General features: G+C 40.9%; 22 protein-coding genes. 19 read left to right on the top strand and 3 right to left on the bottom strand.

Annotated elements, in window-relative coordinates:
* Positions 1 to 4: 4 nt before the first annotated feature.
* The 13 genes from FSB73_RS04510 to FSB73_RS04450 all read left to right on the top strand — a co-directional run bounded on the left by FSB73_RS04510 (position 5) and on the right by FSB73_RS04450 (position 12,663).
* A complete protein-coding gene (locus FSB73_RS04510) occupies positions 5 to 1,528 on the top strand; it encodes a RagB/SusD family nutrient uptake outer membrane protein (protein WP_146780309.1) in 1,524 nt (507 codons plus the stop codon).
* 55 nt (positions 1,529 to 1,583) lie between these two features.
* Positions 1,584 to 2,360, top strand: coding sequence for a hypothetical protein (locus FSB73_RS04505; RefSeq protein ID WP_146780308.1), 777 nt, complete (start codon positions 1,584 to 1,586; stop codon positions 2,358 to 2,360).
* 41 nt (positions 2,361 to 2,401) lie between these two features.
* A complete protein-coding gene (locus FSB73_RS04500; protein ID WP_146780307.1) occupies positions 2,402 to 4,003 on the top strand; it encodes a DUF5008 domain-containing protein in 1,602 nt (533 codons plus the stop codon).
* A gap of 21 nt (positions 4,004 to 4,024) precedes the next feature.
* Positions 4,025 to 5,842, top strand: a complete 1,818-nt coding sequence (locus FSB73_RS04495) for a LamG-like jellyroll fold domain-containing protein (protein WP_146780306.1) — start codon at positions 4,025 to 4,027, stop codon at positions 5,840 to 5,842.
* Between the two features lie 80 nt (positions 5,843 to 5,922).
* Positions 5,923 to 7,209, top strand: a complete 1,287-nt coding sequence (locus FSB73_RS04490; protein WP_146780305.1) for a M60 family metallopeptidase — start codon at positions 5,923 to 5,925, stop codon at positions 7,207 to 7,209.
* A complete protein-coding gene (locus FSB73_RS04485; RefSeq protein WP_146780304.1) occupies positions 7,152 to 7,400 on the top strand; it encodes a hypothetical protein in 249 nt (82 codons plus the stop codon). Before FSB73_RS04490 ends, FSB73_RS04485 begins: the two co-directional genes overlap by 58 nt.
* Entirely contained in the window at positions 7,325 to 7,891 is a 567-nt protein-coding gene (locus tag FSB73_RS04480; protein ID WP_146780303.1) for a discoidin domain-containing protein, read from the top strand. The genes FSB73_RS04485 and FSB73_RS04480 overlap by 76 nt, the downstream gene beginning before the upstream one ends.
* 85 nt (positions 7,892 to 7,976) lie before the next feature.
* Positions 7,977 to 8,762: an alkaline phosphatase family protein gene (locus FSB73_RS04475; protein ID WP_158639413.1), complete on the top strand. Its 786-nt coding sequence runs from the start codon at positions 7,977 to 7,979 to the stop codon at positions 8,760 to 8,762.
* 85 nt (positions 8,763 to 8,847) lie between these two features.
* Positions 8,848 to 9,669 (top strand): LamG-like jellyroll fold domain-containing protein, encoded by an 822-nt coding sequence (locus tag FSB73_RS04470; RefSeq protein WP_158639412.1) that lies wholly within the window; start codon positions 8,848 to 8,850, stop codon positions 9,667 to 9,669.
* Between the two features lie 209 nt (positions 9,670 to 9,878).
* Positions 9,879 to 10,568, top strand: coding sequence for a MotA/TolQ/ExbB proton channel family protein (locus FSB73_RS04465; protein WP_146780300.1), 690 nt, complete (start codon positions 9,879 to 9,881; stop codon positions 10,566 to 10,568).
* Between the two features lie 32 nt (positions 10,569 to 10,600).
* Complete coding sequence (locus tag FSB73_RS04460; protein WP_146780299.1) at positions 10,601 to 11,002, top strand: ExbD/TolR family protein; 402 nt, start codon at positions 10,601 to 10,603, stop codon at positions 11,000 to 11,002.
* A gap of 333 nt (positions 11,003 to 11,335) precedes the next feature.
* A complete protein-coding gene (locus FSB73_RS04455; protein ID WP_146780298.1) occupies positions 11,336 to 11,908 on the top strand; it encodes a CNNM domain-containing protein in 573 nt (190 codons plus the stop codon).
* Positions 11,839 to 12,663 carry a transporter associated domain-containing protein gene (locus tag FSB73_RS04450; RefSeq protein WP_158639411.1) on the top strand — a complete coding sequence of 275 codons (825 nt, stop codon included), beginning with the start codon at positions 11,839 to 11,841 and terminating at the stop codon, positions 12,661 to 12,663. The genes FSB73_RS04455 and FSB73_RS04450 overlap by 70 nt, the downstream gene beginning before the upstream one ends.
* Before the next feature lie 113 nt (positions 12,664 to 12,776).
* Here FSB73_RS04450 and FSB73_RS26300 read toward each other — a convergent pair whose 3' ends face one another.
* The 3 genes from FSB73_RS26300 to panC all read right to left on the bottom strand — a co-directional run bounded on the left by FSB73_RS26300 (position 12,777) and on the right by panC (position 15,166).
* Positions 12,777 to 13,376: an MFS transporter gene (locus FSB73_RS26300; protein WP_146780296.1), complete on the bottom strand. Its 600-nt coding sequence runs from the start codon at positions 13,374 to 13,376 to the stop codon at positions 12,777 to 12,779.
* The gene (locus tag FSB73_RS26295) at positions 13,361 to 14,077 is read right to left on the bottom strand and encodes an MFS transporter (protein WP_146780295.1); all 717 of its coding nucleotides are present in this window, start codon (positions 14,075 to 14,077) and stop codon (positions 13,361 to 13,363) included. Before FSB73_RS26295 ends, FSB73_RS26300 begins: the two co-directional genes overlap by 16 nt.
* 246 nt (positions 14,078 to 14,323) lie before the next feature.
* The gene (gene panC, locus FSB73_RS04435; RefSeq protein WP_146780294.1) at positions 14,324 to 15,166 is read right to left on the bottom strand and encodes a pantoate--beta-alanine ligase; all 843 of its coding nucleotides are present in this window, start codon (positions 15,164 to 15,166) and stop codon (positions 14,324 to 14,326) included.
* An 89-nt stretch (positions 15,167 to 15,255) separates the two neighbouring features.
* On the opposite strand from panC, the gene FSB73_RS04430 reads away from it, so the two are divergent.
* The 6 genes from FSB73_RS04430 to FSB73_RS04410 all read left to right on the top strand — a co-directional run bounded on the left by FSB73_RS04430 (position 15,256) and on the right by FSB73_RS04410 (position 20,883).
* Complete coding sequence (locus FSB73_RS04430) at positions 15,256 to 16,071, top strand: glycogen/starch synthase (protein WP_146780293.1); 816 nt, start codon at positions 15,256 to 15,258, stop codon at positions 16,069 to 16,071.
* Positions 16,072 to 16,326: 255 nt separating this feature from the next.
* Positions 16,327 to 17,838: a DUF4270 family protein gene (locus tag FSB73_RS04425; RefSeq protein ID WP_146780292.1), complete on the top strand. Its 1,512-nt coding sequence runs from the start codon at positions 16,327 to 16,329 to the stop codon at positions 17,836 to 17,838.
* A gap of 36 nt (positions 17,839 to 17,874) precedes the next feature.
* On the top strand, positions 17,875 to 18,192 hold the full coding sequence (locus FSB73_RS27920; RefSeq protein WP_225974480.1) for an S-adenosylmethionine synthetase N-terminal domain-containing protein: 318 nt from the start codon (positions 17,875 to 17,877) through the stop codon (positions 18,190 to 18,192).
* The gene (metK, locus tag FSB73_RS04420; RefSeq protein WP_225974479.1) at positions 18,138 to 19,190 is read left to right on the top strand and encodes a methionine adenosyltransferase; all 1,053 of its coding nucleotides are present in this window, start codon (positions 18,138 to 18,140) and stop codon (positions 19,188 to 19,190) included. The genes FSB73_RS27920 and metK overlap by 55 nt, the downstream gene beginning before the upstream one ends.
* A gap of 81 nt (positions 19,191 to 19,271) precedes the next feature.
* Positions 19,272 to 20,219 carry a bifunctional riboflavin kinase/FAD synthetase gene (locus tag FSB73_RS04415; RefSeq protein ID WP_146780291.1) on the top strand — a complete coding sequence of 316 codons (948 nt, stop codon included), beginning with the start codon at positions 19,272 to 19,274 and terminating at the stop codon, positions 20,217 to 20,219.
* 85 nt (positions 20,220 to 20,304) lie between these two features.
* Entirely contained in the window at positions 20,305 to 20,883 is a 579-nt protein-coding gene (locus FSB73_RS04410) for a Crp/Fnr family transcriptional regulator (RefSeq protein WP_146780290.1), read from the top strand.
* Positions 20,884 to 20,935: the final 52 nt, after the last annotated feature.

Genomic DNA, 20,935 nt, shown 5'->3' with positions numbered 1-20,935 from the left:
TTATATGAAAAGTTTAAATAAGCTCATTTGGATTGCGGTTATCTCTACAGGTCTGATGTTCTGTGGAGGGTGCAAGAAGTTCCTGAATGTTGATCCAATCAGTGCCTTATCTGGTAATAACTTCTGGAAAACCCAATCTGACTTTGATAATTATATGGCTGGCATTTATAACCAGTTTCGTACAATGACTATGATGGATTATGGCGGAACCTATACGCAATTTTTTCCAGCTATAGGCGATTTTAGGTGTGCGCCTTTTGTTGGTGTAAATACTTCCAATCGTAATTATATTAATCAGTTCGCTAATAATGATTTATTGGGTGCAATTAATTCTACAACCAACTGGGTTGGTACTTATGCAAAAATTACGGATTGGACCAGATTTTTTCAAATCATCTCCTCTTGTAATATTTTGGTAGACGAAATTGAAAAACAGGATGGTGTTTTGACGGCGAGACTCGCTGGACAGTATAAAGGGGAGGCGGTTTTTATGAGAAATCTATGCTATTTTTATATGGCAAGGCTATATGGCGATATCCCTTATTATACTGAACCATATAAAACAGATGCTTCTAGCAGAGAAAATATGGTTACTGTGCTAAACAAGTGCCTTGTTGACATGAGTACTGCAGTAGATGGCTTGCCCTGGACTTACGATGATCCTTCGAAAAGGGGTGTGCGTGCTATGAAGGGGTCCGCTTTAGATCTGATGATGAATATTAATATGTGGTGTGCCGGTTTTGATGAAGATAATAAAGTTAAATATTGGCAGCAGACAGATTCACTGGGTAACGTATTGCTTAGTGATAATGGAGGAGCCTATGAACTGCTTCCTATGGATAGATTTCATGAGGTGTTTGAAGGAAATTCAAAAGAAGGTTTATTTGAAATTTCGCAGAGCCTGAATAAAGGAGAGGTGTTTGGCCTTTTTGCGACATTTACAGATAACATGTTACACTACCCACATAAACAAAATGGTAGTTCACAAAGTTATTTGATGATTACGGATAAATACCTGACTAAATTATTTCCTGAAGACAAACCGGATCTGCGCAGAAAGCTTTTGTTTACAGGAACGAATACGAATTTTAATTTAGAGTACCTGAAATTTAGTAATATCTATGCGGAGGAAGGGGAAGATGTGAATCCTGATGATAACCAGATTATTTTTCGCCTCCCAGATGCTATTTTACTCAGAGCTGAGGCGTGCGCCAATCTGGGGAAAAATGATGAAGCGATTCGCTTATTAGATATAGTTAGAGACAGGGCCGGCGCAACTGACTATGTTGAAGGAGAAACGCCAAATGAAGATTTGTCCGATGCCATATTTTATGAAAGATGGAAGGAACTATTTGGAGAAGGATATTATTTCTTCGATATGGTAAGAACCAAAAGAATCTTAGATGCCAAGGTTTGCCCGCATCCGATGTCTGCAGAAGCTTTTGCAAATGGAGCCTGGACCTGGCCCATCAGCACAAAAGCATTGGATAAAAATCCAAATATGCGACTCAATGATTATTGGAGATAAAAATGTGTGTTTGATCATTTTAAATAGCATTCAAATTATTATAAAAGAAAGTAAAATGGGAATTAAGAAATTTATAGGCTGGGCGGGGATGTTGTTCTTGGGGGTACTAACATTTGGCGCCTGCCATAAGGATAGCTATTATATCGATACTGGCCTTCATAAAGCCGAATATAAAGGAACAGTAATGGATTATCTGGAGCAGAACCAATACCACTTGTTTGATTCTTTATGCAAGGTAATCCGGTTGGCGGGAATGGAGGATATATTCCAGAATGATTCTATAACATTTTTTGCCCCTGCAGATACCTGTATTCTGTCAAGTGTTTTCTACCTGAATCAGCAATTGTTGTTAAAAGGAAAGGATACAATTACCAGTTTAGAACAACTGCCTGGCAGTTTCTGGAAAAAGGAATTATCATTGTATATTTTTAAAGGTGTGCACCGCTTAAAGGACTATCCCCAGATTGATCCACTTGCAATGCAGGTCTATGGAGGGCAATACTACTCTTCTTATGGTGGTAAAGTAATGAATATCGGTGTGTATTTTAATGATGTGAATGGGGTAAAATATGCAGGTTACAGACAATTAATGCTTGGCTATTTCTCAGGTGAGACTCCTCCGGCATTTCTCCCATATTTGATTCCGGTCGCTTCTTCGGATATTAATCCTTATAACGGTATTGTACATGTGCTTCAATATACTCAGACTGTAATGTATCTGGATCCTGATTCTGACGAAACCAATCAAATTATTTTACCGGTCTATTTTGGATTCCAGCCTTATGAATTTGTACAGGACGCTTTGGCTGCGGGTATCGATTACAGTAAATAAAAATTAATTGAGTAACCAAACTACTTAAAAAGAATTAAATAATGAATAAAGTTGCTTTCAAATATTATTATCTGCTGGTTTTCTTTTTTGCCGGGCTATTGCTTTTTAGTTGCAACAAAGAATCGAATCTAGGTTCTGGGCCATATTTTGATGCACCTCAAACTGCGGTCAAATTCTTTGGGAAAAAGCCGAATCCAGTTGATGGAAAAGCGGGAGACAAAGTGACCTTTGAGGTAATCGGACTGGATAAATTAAAAGATTATAAATTCTTTATTAACCAGATTCAGGCTGAGATTGTTAATGTGACCGACAGTCTGGCTACAGTAATTATTCCAGAAGGGACCTCTTCCGGTCCTGCAGCAGTACTAACTACAGACGGGCAGTATTTTTATGGTCCGATTTTGAAAATTGATGGTAAAGTTTCAGCGGACGCAACTTTTAAAGTTGGAAGTGGAACCAATGGACCAATTTATACGGCTTATTATAACAGTGCAGGTAATGGAATGTTCCTGTTGGGTGGTAGCTTTACTGATTTTAACAGCAAGAGTGCTACTCAGAAAATTAATGGAATAGTGAAATTGTCTTCCGATGGATCCTTTCTTGATTATGATGCGGGCAAAGGTGCCTATGGAGGACTTATTAGCACAATTCTTCCCTTAGCTGGACAATATTACATTGGAGGGATTATGTCGACTTATGGTGATTATACTGTGGATGGCATCACTAGGATCAATGACGATTGCTCATTGGATGTAGGTATTGATACATTAATAAACCCTAATTCAGAGTTAAAGCCCGAAGATGATACAGTTATGGCGCCTAAACTGAATGCTTATTTGAGTGGTAATGTGGTCAAATTATTTGAGGATGCCAATCATAATATTATTTCTGTTGGGAATATTACCCAGTATTACAGCTATTATTATCAAGGATCGCAGAAGAATAATTATTACATTGACCGCACGGTAATGTACAATTTTGTGAAGATTGACGATACAGGAGCCATGGATTCCACCTATAACTTCGATCCGGTTTTAGGCTATGGCCCAAGACAACTGAATGGTAATATTTCTGATGCAATTCAGTTGCCTGATGGCAAAATTATATTTGTGGGCTCCTTTACTAAATTTGGCACTGCCAGTGCACCAAAAATTGGCGCCCTTACGGATGATGGTGCACTGGATCCTACCTTTGCAGCAGCTATTGGTTCCGGTGCTGATGGGGATGTGTATAGAATAACTTACAATAAAACGACTGGTCATATATTGTTGACAGGTGATTTTACACATTTTGATGGGCATCAGGCCAATGGAATTGTTATGTTGAATGCCGATGGTACTTATAACGGGGACTTTAAATTAAAATCCTATTCCGGTGGTTCACCTAATTATGCTGGTCAATTAGACAATGGAATGATCCTGGTCTCTGGTACTTTTAGCAATTATGACAATACTGTTCGTCAAGGGTTTATGATTTTGAATGCAGATGGGACCTTGGCTGAAGGGTATAATAATACCGGGGCATTCACAGGGGCGATCACAGGCCATGTGGAGACCAGTGCACACAGCGTAGTTATTTATGGGTTAATTTCTCTTTTCGACAATGTTAAGGTCGGGAATATTGTAAAAATTGCTTTTGATTAATTTAAAATTAGGTTGATAGTCATGACGATACATAAAAATATACAAAATTTGATGGGGATGACTGGTAAGTTGTTTTTAACGGCTTGCGTGATGGCCACCTTCGCCTGTAATAAGACGGTCGTAAATGATCTTCCGTCATCCTATCCTCCAGATGGAAATGGAATACAGGGGCAGGGGCGTAAAGTACTGTATTTGATACTTGATGGTGCAGAAGGAAAACAAATCGATACTTTGTCTCCTCCAAATATCACTTCTTTGCTGAAGACGTCTGTTTATACGTGGATAGGCATGAGCGGAGCAAATAATAAAGATACTGTATTGCCGGGTGCCTGGGCTTCCATGATGACTGGATATAACTCGGACTTAACTAAGGTAGAACAGAATTTTGATACGGCAAATCTGAAAGAGTATCCTTCAATCACCACCAGGTTAAAGAATATTGCACCCGATATTAGGACTGCGGGCTATGCATCTTCAAAAATGTTTAATCAATATTTATTGAAGGATGCTTCCGAAAATAAACTTACTGAAAATGATGACGCTGCTGTTTCCGCCAATGTTATTGACAACCTGAAAAATGATTCGGCAAGGTTGATTATTGGACAGTTTCATTCTATTGCGAAGGCCGGTGACCAGTTCGGCTACAGGTTTAATATTCCTGAATATGCTAGTGCTGTTAAAACGGTGGATGGTTATATAGGTAAAATATTGGAAGCGCTGAAAGCAAGACCCAATTATGCCAATGAAAACTGGTTGATAGTGGTTGCCTCTAATGAAAATGGGCTGATCGATAAAAATAATAACGGAGACAGTACTTCAGCATATAATGATACCAGAAGGAACAGTTTTATTATTTATAATAATCCCCGTTTTGTGGCTGAAAACATTGGCAGAGACGGTACACCTTCCACTAAAGGTCTTTCGGCCTATAATGATTCAACGTTGTTATTGACAGGTACAGGATCCACCGGGGTAAATATTAATGTGCCCGATGATAAACATGTTTATGATTTGCGTAGTGGCGATAGTGCGACCATTGCTTTTAAATTTAAATATGTAAAAACAGGTGTTACTGGATCTGAATATTTTATGAATATAGTAGGAATGGCTACCGGTTTTTATTCCAATGGGAATGCCTGGTCCTTCTGGCGTAATGGAAATGGGTTTATATTTTATATTTCGGACAGTAAAGGCAGATATTATAACATCGGTATGAATGCTCAGGTTAATGACAATAACTGGCACACCCTTTCTGCCACCGTTGCCTGGCCAAAAGGGAGTAATAAGGTGCATGTTAATTTATATTTTGATGGATTAATCGATATTAGTGACAGAACCGTGCAGCTGGACGCAGATATGACGTCGGGGAAACCGCTTGTTATTGGGCATATGCCCCAAGGCCATAGTGTAGGTAATTATACGGATTTTTATGTAACGGATTTCAGGTACTGGAAAACCTTATTGCCTTACTCTATTATCACACAATATAATTGTAAAAATGAAATTCCGACCTCCAGTCCATATTACCAATATCTGGCAGCAGATTACAGAATAAATGAAGGGAATGGCGCTACGAAAATTAAAGATTATTCTGTAAATCAACAAGATGGAGATGTGCAAGATCCGAGTGCCCTTGCCAAGTGGTACACCTTTAATGAGGTCAGTAACAGTGTCTGTCCCTCTCCCGATCAGAACTTCTATAAAGCAACGCCTAACGGATTGGATATCCCTATACAGATTTATCAATGGTTAGGGTTGATTATTCAGCCTGATTGGAGCCTGGAAGGACAGTACTGGTCCAACGGTTATAATGATGTTCAGTTACCGGATAATTATTAATAGAATTAAGAAAGTCGATTTGAAAAAGGCCGGATCACTGATCCTGAAAACCAGGCCATCAAACAATAAAATATTTTGGGATGAAAAAAATACATTATTTATTTAGCCTTCTTTTAGTGCTTACCGGGCTTATGGTATTCTCTTTGAGTAGTTGCAAGAAGTATGGATTTGATGTGGCAGATGGTTATGGTACGGATACCTTACAGGAGAATATAACCATCGATACTTCTGATAGCCGTCCTGATTATAGTATGCTGGCAAAAGCGAGGATTTTTCCAGGACTGGTGGACGCTGCAGAGCCCCGGTTGGAAAATTATGCGGTGACGCTAAATTTAAATTATCTGAATGAAGCTTATAATAGACTTCGAATCAGTGTAATTCCTCAACCCATATTTAGTACCGGCATGTATGCAGGTCCCGGAGAGCCCGTGACAATCTTGGTGCCGGAAGGTGTAAAAGGATTAATCTGTCAAATCGGCATGTGGACGGATGATTTAACCGCGCAGTCCCCCAGGAGGAGAGAACCTATAATTTATAACCGCAAAATGTTGTTTCCGGGTATTAACCATGTAAGAAATCTATTTGGAGGGAATATCTACATAATGACCTCTTTCCCGATTAAGGATCCTGTAAAACTGACCTTCACGGGTGCCTGTAAAAGTCCAGATTTTGTGTTAGGTAAAACAGATGCAGCTACCTGGAAAAAGGAGATCCTTGAAAGTAAGGTGCCTTGGTTCGACTTTGTTTCTGAACATATTGATTTTACCTTACCGACGGCTAAGATGGTAAGCTGGTTACAAAACCATTCGGATGTTGATCCGATTAAAGAACTCCAGGCATGGAACGAAATAATTGAAAAGGATTATAATAATTGGGAAGGCCTCTCTGATACTGCATCTGATGACATTGATAAACCCATTAATTTACCCTGGCGCGTTGTTTTAGATATACAGCCTTCAGTTGGATACGGGCATAGCGGTTATCCTGTTGTGGCTCAGGATGATGGAGAGTGGTTTAGTGCAGCAATGATCGCTACTGATACAGTTTCTATCTGGGGAACGCTGCATGAAATCGGGCATAATAACCAGCAGGGTAATTATTGGAGCTGGAGTACACTTGGAGAAACCACCAATAATCTCTTTTCCATTAAAAGAGCACACCGGATCGGGATTAAAAATGTGGCTGCTTTACACCCGGCCCTACCTGGAGCTGCGGCCGATGGCCTCGCATACACCAGTCAGGACAATGCCGGAAAGGATTTTGATAAGGATGAATTGGTGGATAATCCGTTTACACGTATGATCCCTTTATGCAGTTGTTTGATAGGATTCACCGGTGGGATGGTAAAGATGATGGCTATGGTTTAATGCCTTACTTGTATTGGAGAGCAAGGCATGCCCAGCGTTATTCGCTGAATGATCTAGCCAAACATGACTTCTTATATGAAGCAGTCTGCGAATATACGCATCAGGATTATTTTAAATTTTTTCAGGCCTGGGGTATCAGTGTTTCTGCGCAAGCCAGAGAAGCGATGGGGTACAGTACCCCAGTAAATTAAAAACAGATATCTGGAACTATAATCCGCTGACAAAAACAGGAGGCAACAATGTTGTCGACTATAGTGTCCCAAGAACTGACTGGCTGGTTTATTTTGATTCTGAAGAAACGCAGGGTGAAGATGGTAAGGCGACTAATATTCTGGATGGCAATATCAATACTTTCTGGCATTCTCAGTGGTATGCCGCTTCACCACCTTATCCGCACTACCTGTTAATAGACATGACACAGGAGACCAGTGATCTGCATGGTATTTATTTTACCCTCAGACAAAATAATACCGGAACACAGCCTAAACATGTGGAAGTCTGGCTGGGGCCGGATAAGGATCATCTTACAAAATATACGGAAGCAGATTTGATAGGTCAGAATGCGCAACAGGCAGTGGCCTTTGCAACACCTCAAACTTTCCGTGTATTCAAACTTGTCTTTACCAGTGGACAGAATGCGAATGCAACCTATGCATCCATGGCGGAAATAAGCGTTTATTAGTTATCTTAAAAGAATGCTGGCAATGCCTGAAGTTTAAAGTATGCCGGCTTTAAAAATAAAAGAAAATAGGATAAATTTTAATATTATGGCAATGATTAAAAGATTGGGACTTTGCATGATGGTTATGACCCTATTGGGAAGTGCCTGTAAAAAATATGCAGATCCGCCTCCTTATTTTGAAGAGTATGGAGAGGATAGTGTCACCACACAACGCAAGGTGTTGATTATTTCTATAGATGGGTTAAGTGGTGCGCAGCTTGAAAAGGCAAACCTGCCTAATCTTCAAAAATTGACAGAAACAGCTAAGTATTCTTATGCACAGCTCAAAAACGTGAATAGTACAGATGCGGCTAGTTGGACGACTTTACTTACAGGTGTTGGTTTTGGTAAACATCAAATATATGATAGTACTTTTCAATATGTTCCCAGTGGCGATATCAGTGAGGGAGAAGACGAATCAACGCCTTATGTGCCCAATGTGATCAATTATATCCAGCAAACCAAACCGGGATATAAAACTGCACTTATTACACCTTGGCAGAATCTGGCTAAATATGTAGCTGTGGCAGACTATCCATATGCAGTAAATAATGATGCATCTGTAAAAGATTCTGCGGTTGCATTAATGCGTCTAAATACACTGGGAGTGATGTTTTTAGATTTTAATAGTGCTGAGCTTGCGGGTAACGCAGGTAAATATGATATTTCTGATGCCGGTTACAAAGGAGCGTTGGATAAAATTGATGGGTACATAGGTGAGGTGGTTACGGCGCTTAAGGCACGAGCGAATTATAATGCAGAAGACTGGCTGATAATGATTACTTCTCCAAGAGGGGAAGTGTTAATGAACCAGAACCAGGTTTTGTTATAGCCTCAAATGATAAATTAAAAAAGAAGAGCTACAGAAGCACGGTTTTAATACGGTTCATTTTTCAGGAACAGGAACTGCTGGTGTGTTGGCTTATGTTCCTGATGATAATGGCTTATATAATTTTGGGGCAGACCAGGACTTTTCATTCCAATTGCAGGTAAGTGTGGCTAGCAATGCCTCTTACCCGGGATTTTTTGGCAAAACTGATGGCCTTAGCGGATCTAGTCTTACAGGGTGGTTCCTGATGCAGGAAGGGGATCATTATAATGTGGAATTTGGAGGGACTAATAATGGAGGTAGCGGAAAAAATCAGATTTCAGTTCCGACACCCATCGTTGGTGGTAAATGGCATACAATTACTGTTAGCGTGAAGATGGAAGGAGGTAAGCGGACGGCTTATTGTTATACGGATGGCGTTTTTATCGTATCAAAGGATATAACTGGAAACAAAAATATTAATGCCAAGGCGCCTCTGTCCATGGGCTATGACGGGTCTTCGGGATCTGCTACGAATTTCCATGCAGCAGATATTGAAATATTTAATGTGGCGCTCGATGCAACGACTATTGCCGATAATATTAATTTGAAAGATATTACCAAACATCCTTATTATAACAATTTGATTGGTTACTGGCCGATTAACGAAGGTGGCGGAGGTCTTATAAACAATCAGGCTCCTGTTGGATACGATATGATGTTAGGCGGAAGTTTCGTATGGGACGGATTGGGAGCTGATGTTCCTGTTTCAATGACGGCCGATCCCTCGGAAGGTATTTCAGTGGTGCCAGTTACCGAGGATGTGGTGGCCAATATGTTTTACTGGCTTAAGGTTGAACCTGAGAGCTCTTGGGGACTTCAGGGACAGAATTGGCTGGTAAAATTTGAAAGGGAAATTTATGGATTATAATAATGATTAAACAATAATGCCAAAAAAGGCTCCTACTATCTTTAAATAGTTGGAGCCTTTTTTGCAATAAGACCTTATTTTGTGCACATTTAGCCCTTGTTTTAAACCTTTTAACGCGAAAGCCTTCCAAAAGGACTAAAACTTATCAACATTAACAAAATTCTTGTAAGGGTCTTGTTATTTTAGCGAAAATATTAATAATAATAAATATGAGTGTTTTATTGCAAATTGTAGCAGATACAACCGTTCAGGCCGTCCAGACTGGTCAGGAGGCAATGGCAAAGATCTCCGTTTGGGGCCTGCTGGGCAAAGGTGGCGTACTGATGTATCCGCTGTATTTTCTTTTAATATTGGCGATATTTATGTTTTTTGAACGATTTCTGGCCATCCGTAAGGCATCAAGAATTGATGGCAATTTCATGCACGTTATAAGGGAGAATATCCTGTCTGGCAATGTGCAAGCGGCCAGGAATCTGGCCCGCACTACAGACAGCCCTGTGGCCAGGATTATCGAAAAAGGCCTTAGAAGAGTGGGTAAACCCATCGACGTCATTGAAAAGAGCATGGAAAGCGTGGGTAGGTTAGAACTCTATAATATGGAAAAGAACCTGAACATTTTGTCATTGATTGCCGGTATTGCCCCCATGTTCGGATTTTTAGGGACCATCGTCGGTATGATTCAGCTCTTTTTTGAAATCAACAGTACGGGGAATTTTGAGTTAAGCGTTATTGCCGGAGGGATCTATGTTAAGATGATCACTTCAGGTACGGGTCTGGTGATCGGGTTAATTGCCTATATCATGCACAATTACCTGGCCACACAAGTCGATAAGACCGCTAATAAAATGGAGATCGCCAGCACCGAATTCATTGATATTTTACAGGAACCAACCAGATAAGCTGGTATTTCTGTTCGCTTAAAGCACAACAAATGAATATAAGAAGAAGACTTAAAGACAGGCCGGAGGTCTATACCGGTTCATTGAATGATATACTTTTCATCCTGTTACTGTTCTTTTTGATCGTATCCACCCTGGCAAACCCCAATGTGATCAAGGTGAATAATCCAAAAGGTCAGAAGGACACTAAGGTGAAACAAAATATTGTCGTTTCAATAGATAAAGATCAACATATTTACGTGGGTCAGACTCAGGTATCTGATTACAATCAGTTAGATACTGTTTTAATGGCTGCAGTGAATAAGCTCCATGCAACGGTAGACACACCCTCTGTAGTGATCAATGCAGATACCGTATCCTATTATGGCGATGTGTTTAAAATTATGCAGGCGGCTAAAAAGGCTGGCGCAAGAGTGGTGGCAAATGTAAAATAGGTCCAAAATATTTATTAAAACGCCCCTAGGCACTGCCAAAGGGGCGTTTTGCTACACATTTGTGACTCATCTTATTAGAAAACAACCTTTTAGAATAATACGCTGTATTGAAAAATGTCTTATTATTGCAGTAGATTTTACGTACTTACCGGCAAAGCGCCCCGACAAAAAAAGCAATTTTGTCCGGAATTTTCATTAATTTCATACGTAAGATCCATTAGAACCTGAAGGTTTGTCACTGTTTACCCTTATTTGACAGTGGTATATTTTAGGTTCTGGTCCCTTAGCAAGTGAACTGGTTTCGATTTTATTAATCTTAAACAACCCTTGACTGTGATTAACTCCACATTGATCAATACGCTCATACAAACAGTGCACATGGATGCGGCGGACTCACAGATGATTACCATCTTTGGCGCATTGCTCGTGGTACTGTTTATTTTTGCCTTTGCAGTATCCGGTTCTCAGGTAGCCTTCTTTTCCTTTGGGATTAAAGATATCAACCTGATCAAAACAAAGCCTCAGGCTTCCTATAAACGCATCCTGGATTTACTGGAACATCCGCAGGAACTTTTATATGCCCTGCAGATTGCCAGTTGGTTTATTTATTTGGCCATTATCTTTACTTCCAGCTATCTGATTGATCATTTGATCGTCACCAGTATTGGTTTTGCCGGCATCTTTTTGATCAAGACAGCCATTATCTTTATTCTGATATTTTTATTGGGTGAATGTTTACCAAAATCCTATGCTGCCCAGGAAAGCATCAGATTTGCAAAAGATTTTGGGGTATTAACAGAGATCGTCTATTATTTTTCAGAAGAATTGGCACCTGGATGTTATACTCCTCCAATAAACTGGAATCTGTTATTTTTAAAAGAGATGCCAGCTCTTATTATAATGTAGAACTGGATAATGCTATCAGTCTGACACATAGAGACGCTTCTGAAGAGGAAAAACGCATATTACAAGGTGTGCTAAAATTCAATAAAGTAACCGTAAAACAGGTTATGAAAGCCAGACTAGACATTTGTGGTCTGGATTACGAACTGAATTTCGGACAGGTCATTAAAAGGATCCAGGAAGTAAGGTTTTCCAGACTTCCAATTTATAAAGGCAGCCTGGACCAAATGGTCGGTATGTTACATATTAAAGATGTATTACCCCACTTACATGAAAATGATAATTTTGATTGGCACACCTTGATAGGCAATCTATATTTTGTATTTGAACAAAAACTGGCAGGGGAGTTATTGGAAGAATTCCAACAAAAACACCTGCGTTTCGCCGTTGTGGTGGATGAGTTTGGTGGAACCAGTGGGATTGTTACCGTTCAGGATATCCAGGAAGAGATTATTGGAGAAATTAAGGATGAACATGATAATATGGAAACGACCTTTAAAAAGATTGATGATTATAATTATGTTTTTGAAGGTAGGACCATGATCAATGATGTTTGCAGGGCCATGGGGATCCCATCCAATACTTTTGACGTCGTAAAAGGAGACAGTGATTCGCTAGCTGGTCTTGTACTGGAACTGGCCGGAGAAATACCTGATTTGGGTTCGGTGATTAATTGCGGTGATTTTAATTTCTCCGTGGAAGAAATTACAAAGAACAGATTACAAAAGATCAGGGTAATGATTGATCTGGATGAATAGATGCTAAAGTGCATCAATTAGACTGCTCTTTAGACTTCTTAAAAATTAATTTTGCACTTACCTGATAAGGAAAACTTTTCTAAGTCAGTAGGATACAGATCGCTGACTGCTTTTTAGGGCGCTATCGCTTGAGAAGCGGGCTTTACCCCGCTATTTAAAGCGGCCTTTGTATCCTTATCGCCAGGTTGCTTATCATGGCGGAAGATTAAGGTGGCAGCAATACAGATTGCGCCCATAATGGCCATCGCCCATGGTCCTCCCAGCACGCCAGCAATAGCCCCTGCAACAAGACTTCCAAAAGGCGTGGTGCCTTGCAGACAAACCGTATAAAAACTCATCACACGTCCTCTTTTGTCATCAGCTACATGCAGCTGTAGTAGGGTATTGGTACAGGCTGTATGCATCATTTGTGCCAGACCAGTCACTGCCAGAAAAAGTAGTGAGATCATAAGCGATTTAGAGATGGCAAATAAAATCATGCCCGTGCCAAGCAGAATGCCCGTAACGGAAACAATTCTTGTCAAAAGAGGTGTTGTCTTGGAATTGGTCAAAAATATCGCGCCACATATAGCTCCGACTCCTGATGCGCTCATTAAAAATCCCAGGGTATTAGCATCTCCATGCAGTACATCCTGGGCAAAAATAGGGGCGAGCGTTTTGAGCGAGGCATTACTGAAACTGACGATTGCCAGCAAAATCAGCAGTGTCCGCATAATATGTTTATTTTTATATATTGTATGCCTTCTGCCAGACGTTTGAGTACCTTTTCAGTGGATTGTTTTACCGCTGGAAACTTTTTAATATGCATACAGAGCAGTGAAGTCAGTACGATGGCGTAACTGAAGGCATTGGCCATAAAGCACCAACCTTCCCCAACGGAGCTGATCAGAATACCTGCTATTGAAGGTCCGATTAGTCTGGACAGGTTGAAAACCATAGAATTCGTGGCGATGGCATTAGGCAACACATCCTTTTCTCTATCCACCATATCTACTACAAATGACTGACGCATAGGGACTTCAAAAGCATTGATACAACCCAGACAAAGGCTAAGAATAATAATATGATAGATATTGACCGCTCCGGTGAGTGTAATCACCCCCAGCACCAGAGCCTGGATCATCGCCAGTGCCTCAATACGACATAAGGCTTTGTGCTTATCCCATTTATCGGCATATACGCCTGCAAAAGGTGCCAGTACAAAAATGGGGATCTGTTCACAAAACCCTACCAGCCCCAGTAAGAATGCAGATCCTGTCAGTTGATAAGACAGCCAGATCATGGCCAGCCGCTGAATCCAGGTGCCGATTAAAGAAAAACTCTGACCTACTAAAAACAGCCGATAATTCTTATGAGTTAATGCCTTTTGGTCTTTCAGGTATTTACGGATACTATTGGCTATTTTTTTACGCATATGCTCCCTGGAAGGGTAGAAAAATTTTTATTGTAATTAAGGAAGTGCTTATTACAAAGGTACGAAGGTGCAGACTCTAAAAAAAGTTTGAGAATCAACGACTCCCAATATTAACTACCTGTATAAAAACTAACTTTGGTTTGCTAAAACCATGCAAAATACCCTTAGCCCAAAAAAGGAAGTATATCAGATGGACTTTTAATTTTGTCTGGATTTCAGGTGCATACACCTTCCCATACCACCAAACTACACGAGCATATTGTCAATTAAACGAACCTCACCTAAAAATGCAGCAATCAACATCACGGCTTCCATACCAGGCGTGTATATATTTATGGGGCTGAGGTCTTTAGGGTGGCAGATGGCCACATAATCCACCTTATCAAATCCTGCCTGCAAGAGCTGACCAGTCACTTGACTTTCCATTTCCTTTATGGGTAATTCAGCGATATGTGCTTTTGCGTATAATAAAGACTTATAGATAGCGGTCGCCTGCTCCTTTTGCAGCTCAGTCAACCGGGCGTTGCGGCTGCTCTTTGCCAGCCCGGAGTTTTCACGCAGGGTAGGGCTGGTAATCAGCCTTGTTTTGCTACCGATTAATTCCAGCAGACGCTCCACCACCATCACTTGCTGAAAATCCTTTTGGCCCATAATCATAAAGTCCGGCTGAACCAGACTAACCAGTCGATCAATCACCTGGGCGACTCCCTGAAAGTGTCCGGGACGGTGCGCACCTTCCAAAACCGCCTCGATCTTACCTAAATCATAATTCTTTTTAGGCAAATCTGCAGGGTACATTTCTGTTACAGTAGGCATAAACAAGTAATCTACTTGTTCGGTTAATAACAGGGAAATATCCTGGCTGGTGGTTACCGGGTACTTGTTGAAGTCATTTGAATCATTAAACTGTGTAGGGTTGACAAAAATGCTGCAAATAGTGATATCTGCCTGCTGCTTTGCCTGACGGATTAAAGACAGGTGTCCCTCATGCAAGGCCCCCATTGTTGGAACAAAAGCGCTTGACTTACCAGCAACTTTATTATCCAATAGAATTTTAGTTAATGCTGCTACTTTTTTTAATATAATCATTGTCTTAAATGTATGGAAGGCCGCAAAATACACATTTGAGTTATTTTTGTTACCTTTGCAAACCTATTGAGGACAAAATTGGTATAAGAATGTCTAATAAAAAAAGAATTTTATTTATTTCTACAGAAATGTCGCCCTATTTAGAGCTGACAGAATATGCAGAGATTATTAACAAATTGGCAATTAAAAGTAATGATTCAGGACTGGAAGTCCGTTGTATTATGCCCAGATTTGGCGTAATCAATGAAAGACGGCACCGCTTGCATGAAGTTGTCAGGCTCTCCGGAATCAATGTTTCCATAGATAACGACGATTTTCCTCTTCAAATAAAAGTAGCATCACTGCCCAACGCCCGCTTACAGGTGTATTTTTTGGATAATGATGAATTCTTTAAAAGAAAGTTCGTTTTCCATGATGAAAACGAAAATTGGTTCGACGACAATGGTTTAAGATCTGTATTTTTTTGTAAAGGCGCCCTGGAGACTGTAAAGAAATTTGGCTGGCCTCCGGATATCATCCATTGCAGCGGCTGGATGAGTGCCCTTATCCCCTTATATATTAAGACTGCTTATAAGAAGGATCCGGTATTTACCAATAGTAAAGTCCTCTATTCAGTAGGTGGGCAGACTTTTGAGGAAAATTTTAGCAAAGATTTTATCAGGCAGGCCGCTATTAATACCAATGTCAAAAGTAAAGACCTGGAAGTCTTTAAAACAGCTGACAATATGGGCATGAACCGCGGTGGGGCTACCTTTGCAGATGGGATTATTTTTGCTTCTGATAATGTCGACAAGCAACTGACAACAGAGTTTGCAAAGGCAAAAGGTAAAAAAATTCTTCCATTTAAAGGATGGGAGACTGATTTAACAGAGTATTTAGAATTGTATAACGAGATTGCGCCTTAATCGTTTATCGAGCTTTAACCTGCCAGGGCAACATCTCCCTGGCCTGATAATAGAATGAAACCTGTGGCAACATCTCCCAGGTGGCTTGAAATAGGCGGCAGTACATTACTGCCTAGACAGATAATCAAAGGTTGTATCCAAAGTTACCTTTACATCTTACTTTGGAGATCAGACTTTTATATCGTTTAAAACCTATGGACAACCACTCATTCCAATAAAGCCTTTAAATATTATCTAATAAACCGCAGATAATCAGTGAAGCACAAAAAAATCTGGATTATTGCAGCTCTTGCCCTTGGCATCGTCGCTGCATGTACCAAAGACATTACAACAACGCTTGGAAAAGACTTTATTCCGCCCATTGATGGCGTCCATGTCAAAGACACCATATTAGATGTTTTTGGCAAGACCTGGGGCGATGATAGTGCTTCAATACCAATTACTTCTTTAAATGTCCTGGGTAATACGGTTAGTTCCGTATTTGGTCACACACAGGCGACGATCAACGTCCAGATGCAACCGGCCATTGATTCCTTCAGTTTCCCGGTAGCCAGTGATAGTCTGAGTCTGGATTCAGTCGTTCTGGTGCTTACTACCGGCGGTGGCGTTTATGGTGATTCTACCCAGCCGCTTGGATTCAGGGTTTATGAGATCGATCAAAGTGCACAAATTGGCGTAGAAAATAATTATCCTTATCGGACCACAACGGCCTTTGCGCACGCAGGGGAATTGACCTATAACAATGCACCGGTCAGTATCCTTCCCAGCACGACCAACGATTCTGTCAAAGTCTTTAAAGATACCACCAGCAATCAATTGCGTATCCGTTTAAATAACGATTTTGGCAATAAGCTCCTGAAGGACTATACATTTAACCATGAATACCAGACGGACAGCACCTTTTTGGAAGCCTTTAAAGGTTTTCAGATTGTACCTGAAAATACCGGCAATGCTTTATTGCCGATTATATTAAGTGGTACCAATACAAAGCTCGCCATCTATTATACCTACATCAACCGGGATGGTACGGGCAAGGATACGACTGTCGCTTATTTCAGGCCATCAGCCAACTCCGCCAGCTCAAACTATATTCAAAAAGACAGGACAGGCTCCCAACTAGAGGGTAATTTCCCCCAGGGAGATACCACCGTGAGCGATCCTTATTTATATTTTGAAGCAGAGCCGGGTATTTATTCCCGAATTAAACTGCCTGATTTAAGTAATTTTCCTGCCTCTTTAATCTATAAAGCTGAGCTGATTGTCCATAGCGATGACGATCCGGCAGACCTTACAGGGAATCTGATAGATCCGCCAAACCTATTTGTCGCTGCCTATGATTATGCCAATAAACGCAGGGAGCTATTGACAGGTGACGTATCTGCTACCACATTAAGTACAGGACTTAGTTATTATTATGCAACGGACGCCTCTTCTATCACCAGTCTGGGAAGCTATCCTTATAAAATCCCGGATCCAGATAAAGTCGTCGATTCTGTTTACAGATACCAACTCAATATCACACATTACGTCCAAAACATATTACTGGGCAAAACCGTCAATAAGCCACTGGATATCTATTGTCCAGGAACAGGGGACAGCATTTATGCACCTAACTTAGGCCAGTTTATCAGTATAGGCACTTCTACATCTGGAGGCTCTTTGCTACCGCTTAACTATCCTTCCATTGGTCATGTTCGGGTGAAAGGTCCCACAAATTCTACGCGAAAATTACAATTGCATATTGTATATTCGCAGGTTAAAGAGTAGTAATTAAAATTTATTGACCAAAAAACAATATTGAAGATGCCTTATTTATTCACTTCTGAGAGTGTATCAGAAGGACATCCGGATAAAGTGGCGGATCAGATTTCTGATGCCCTAATTGATAATTTCCTGGCTTTTGACCCCAACAGTAAGGTCGCCTGCGAAACTTTAGTCACCACCGGACAGGTTGTACTGGCTGGAGAAGTTAAATCCAAAGCTTATTTGGATGTACAGGAAATAGCCCGCGGCATAATCCGCAAGATTGGCTATACCAAGAGTGATTATATGTTTGAGGCAAATAGTTGTGGGTACTCTCTGCCATCCATGAGCAATCAGCAGATATCAATCAGGGAGTAGACAGAAAGAAAAAAGAAGAACAAGGAGCCGGAGACCAGGGAATGATGTTTGGTTATGCCACAAATGAAACGGAAAACTACATGCCACTGGCACTGGATCTGGCCCATACCTTACTGATAGAACTGGCTGCGTTGCGCCGGGAAAATAAAGTCATTAAATATTTAAGACCTGATGCCAAAAGCCAGGTAACACTTGAATATGACGATAATAACAAACCCGTCAGAATTGACGCGATTGTTATCTCCACGCAACACGATGATTTTGATAGCGAAGCCAAAATGCTGGCAAAGATCGAAAAAGATATCAAAACCATTTTGATTCCAAGGGTTATTAAGAAATACCCCGCTTATAAACACTTTTTCAGCGGCAACATCAAATTCCATGTAAACCCAACCGGTAAATTTGTTATCGGAGGACCGCATGGGGATACTGGTCTGACCGGCCGTAAGATTATCGTGGATACATATGGAGGTAAGGGCGCACATGGCGGCGGAGCCTTTAGCGGGAAAGATCCCAGCAAAGTGGACCGCTCTGCGGCCTATGCAACTCGTCATATTGCCAAAAACCTGGTTGCTGCAGGTGTGGCAGATGAGGTGTTGGTTCAGGTATCCTATGCAATAGGTGTAGCTGCTCCCATGGGAATTTATGTAAATACCAATGGAACCGCTAATGTGGAACTAACCGATGGGGAAATCTCCAAAATCGTGGCCGGCATTTTTGATATGCGTCCCTATTTTATTGAGACCCGCCTGAAACTCAGAAATCCCATTTATAGTGAGACAGCTGCCTATGGACATATGGGTAGAAAAAATGAAGTCGTCACCAAAGAATTTACCGCTCCCGATGGAAAGATCATAAAAAAGAAGGTAGAGCTGTTTACTTGGGAAAAACTGGACTATGTCAGCAAAATAAAAAAGCATTTAAAATTAAATAAGTTGCCGGGGGCAAAATCAGCCACCAGGTTAAAAATTCACCGGTCGTTTTCAGAACTTTTCTGAAAGCACCGGTTTTTTTGTATTTTCGCAGGGCAGGATGCAACCCTTATCCGACAGGTATAAAGGGCACTTATCAAAACCAATATGATGCACGTCTATCGTGATATACAAAACCTACCACTCATAAAAAATGCCGTCATCACGATTGGCACCTTCGATGGTGTGCACCTGGGACACCAGAAAATAATTGATCAATTAAAAAAAGAAGCGGCTAGCATAAACGGGGAGACTGTGATTGTGACATTCTATCCCCATCCCAGAAAGATCGTCCATAAGGAACAAAATCCACTGATGCTGTTGACCACCCTTTCAGAGAAACTCCATTTACTGGAATCCTGTGGGATCGATCATGTCGTTGTTGTACCCTTCAATGAACAGTTCGCCAGCCAATCTGCCGCCGCCTATGTGGAGGACTTTTTGGTGGCAAGGCTCCATCCCAGCGTAGTCATTATCGGTTACGATCATAAATTTGGCAAAGATAGAACAGGTAATTATACGACCTTGGAACATTATGGCAAGTTGCACGGCTTTTCCGTAATTGAGATCCCCGAAAAAGTCTTAAACGAAGTAACCATCAGCTCCACTGCTATCCGCGCAGCGGTTAAAGCAGGCGATGTTACTAGGGCGCTTGCCTTACTGGGACATCCTTATACTGTGTCAGGCCATGTAGAAAAAGGCAATCAGCTTGGACGCACCATCGGTTATCCAACTGCCAATATTCATGTTCCGGAACCAGACAAGCTTTTACCTGCCTTTGGTATTTATGCCGTTCAAGTGCGGACTGAAGCCGGGGCGTTATTGGATGGCATGATGAGTATTGGTGTCAGACCGACTATTGGCGCCAGCCCCATGACCATTGAAGTTAATATATTTGATTTTAATCAGGATCTGTATGGACAGCATTTGACGCTTTTGTTTATTGAAAGGCTACGCGATGAATTGAAATTTGACGGATTGGAACCGCTCAAAGCAGCCTTGGCAAAGGATGCTATTGACACGAAAGCGGCCCTTGCGCGCTATAAGCACAACTAAAGACAGTGTGGCCGTGTAGCCGTGTGGCAGTATGGATATAAAGCGCATTAAGCCTTTATTAAAGACCCTCTGAATTTTCTTCCTTATGTTTATTCATTACAAAAATAAGTTTCCTGAACTGTCAAAGCTCTGGGATACATATGAAGGTTTCCAGGAGAAAATACATCTGCCCGCTAAACATGTACTGCTTAGGGAAGGAGAAACTGCCAAATACTATTATTATATTCAAAAAGGGGTCGTGCGTGCTTATCTGCGTACCAATACTGGAGAAGAGAAAACGGTGCAGTTTTTCTTTGAAACCGACGGCTTAAGCTCCTTTGAAAGTTTTATGCGTGCGGTACCAAGTGCCTTTTATGTAGAAACCTTGGAACCTACAGAGGTTACAAGATTACCCAAAGAAAAAGTTCTTGAACTCTTTGAAAGACTAAAAGCCTCCCCCTCTTTTATGGATATGGTGATTTATATTTTCAGTGATCGCCAAATCCATTATATGAATGAATTCGTTTCATTTTTAAAAGACAGCCCCACAGAGCGTTTTGAAAACCTTATTCGGGAAAGACCCCATATACTGCAGCGCGTCCCCCAGCATTATATAGCCTCCTATCTGGGCGTTAGTAGTGTACATTTGAGCCGGATCAAGGCCAAACTTGCCGGAAAACACTAAGTAGTTCGCAAAAAAACGTACCGACCCGCCTCAAAGCCAAACGATAATATGG

Source organism: Arachidicoccus ginsenosidivorans (assembly GCF_007971385.1).
GTDB lineage: Bacteria > Bacteroidota > Bacteroidia > Chitinophagales > Chitinophagaceae > Arachidicoccus > Arachidicoccus ginsenosidivorans.
This window is presented reverse-complemented; position numbering and strand designations above follow the sequence as displayed.

What these genes read in the sequence shown, in the direction of transcription:
- FSB73_RS04460 (WP_146780299.1), top strand. Translation starts at nt 10,601, where the DNA reads ATGAATATAAGAAGAAGACTTAAAGACAGGCCGGAGGTCTATACCGGT.
- FSB73_RS04490 (WP_146780305.1), top strand. Translation starts at nt 5,923, where the DNA reads ATGAAAAAAATACATTATTTATTTAGCCTTCTTTTAGTGCTTACCGGG.
- FSB73_RS04415 (WP_146780291.1), top strand. Translation starts at nt 19,272, where the DNA reads ATGATGCACGTCTATCGTGATATACAAAACCTACCACTCATAAAAAAT.
- FSB73_RS26300 (WP_146780296.1), bottom strand. Translation starts at nt 13,376, where the DNA reads ATGCGGACACTGCTGATTTTGCTGGCAATCGTCAGTTTCAGTAATGCC.
- FSB73_RS04465 (WP_146780300.1), top strand. Translation starts at nt 9,879, where the DNA reads ATGAGTGTTTTATTGCAAATTGTAGCAGATACAACCGTTCAGGCCGTC.
- FSB73_RS04450 (WP_158639411.1), top strand. Translation starts at nt 11,839, where the DNA reads ATGTTATACTCCTCCAATAAACTGGAATCTGTTATTTTTAAAAGAGAT.
- FSB73_RS04500 (WP_146780307.1), top strand. Translation starts at nt 2,402, where the DNA reads ATGAATAAAGTTGCTTTCAAATATTATTATCTGCTGGTTTTCTTTTTT.
- FSB73_RS04475 (WP_158639413.1), top strand. Translation starts at nt 7,977, where the DNA reads ATGGCAATGATTAAAAGATTGGGACTTTGCATGATGGTTATGACCCTA.
- FSB73_RS04505 (WP_146780308.1), top strand. Translation starts at nt 1,584, where the DNA reads ATGGGAATTAAGAAATTTATAGGCTGGGCGGGGATGTTGTTCTTGGGG.
- FSB73_RS04510 (WP_146780309.1), top strand. Translation starts at nt 5, where the DNA reads ATGAAAAGTTTAAATAAGCTCATTTGGATTGCGGTTATCTCTACAGGT.
- FSB73_RS04410 (WP_146780290.1), top strand. Translation starts at nt 20,305, where the DNA reads ATGTTTATTCATTACAAAAATAAGTTTCCTGAACTGTCAAAGCTCTGG.
- FSB73_RS04495 (WP_146780306.1), top strand. Translation starts at nt 4,025, where the DNA reads ATGACGATACATAAAAATATACAAAATTTGATGGGGATGACTGGTAAG.
- FSB73_RS04430 (WP_146780293.1), top strand. Translation starts at nt 15,256, where the DNA reads ATGTCTAATAAAAAAAGAATTTTATTTATTTCTACAGAAATGTCGCCC.
- FSB73_RS27920 (WP_225974480.1), top strand. Translation starts at nt 17,875, where the DNA reads ATGCCTTATTTATTCACTTCTGAGAGTGTATCAGAAGGACATCCGGAT.
- panC (WP_146780294.1), bottom strand. Translation starts at nt 15,166, where the DNA reads ATGATTATATTAAAAAAAGTAGCAGCATTAACTAAAATTCTATTGGAT.
- FSB73_RS26295 (WP_146780295.1), bottom strand. Translation starts at nt 14,077, where the DNA reads ATGCGTAAAAAAATAGCCAATAGTATCCGTAAATACCTGAAAGACCAA.
- FSB73_RS04485 (WP_146780304.1), top strand. Translation starts at nt 7,152, where the DNA reads ATGCAGTTGTTTGATAGGATTCACCGGTGGGATGGTAAAGATGATGGC.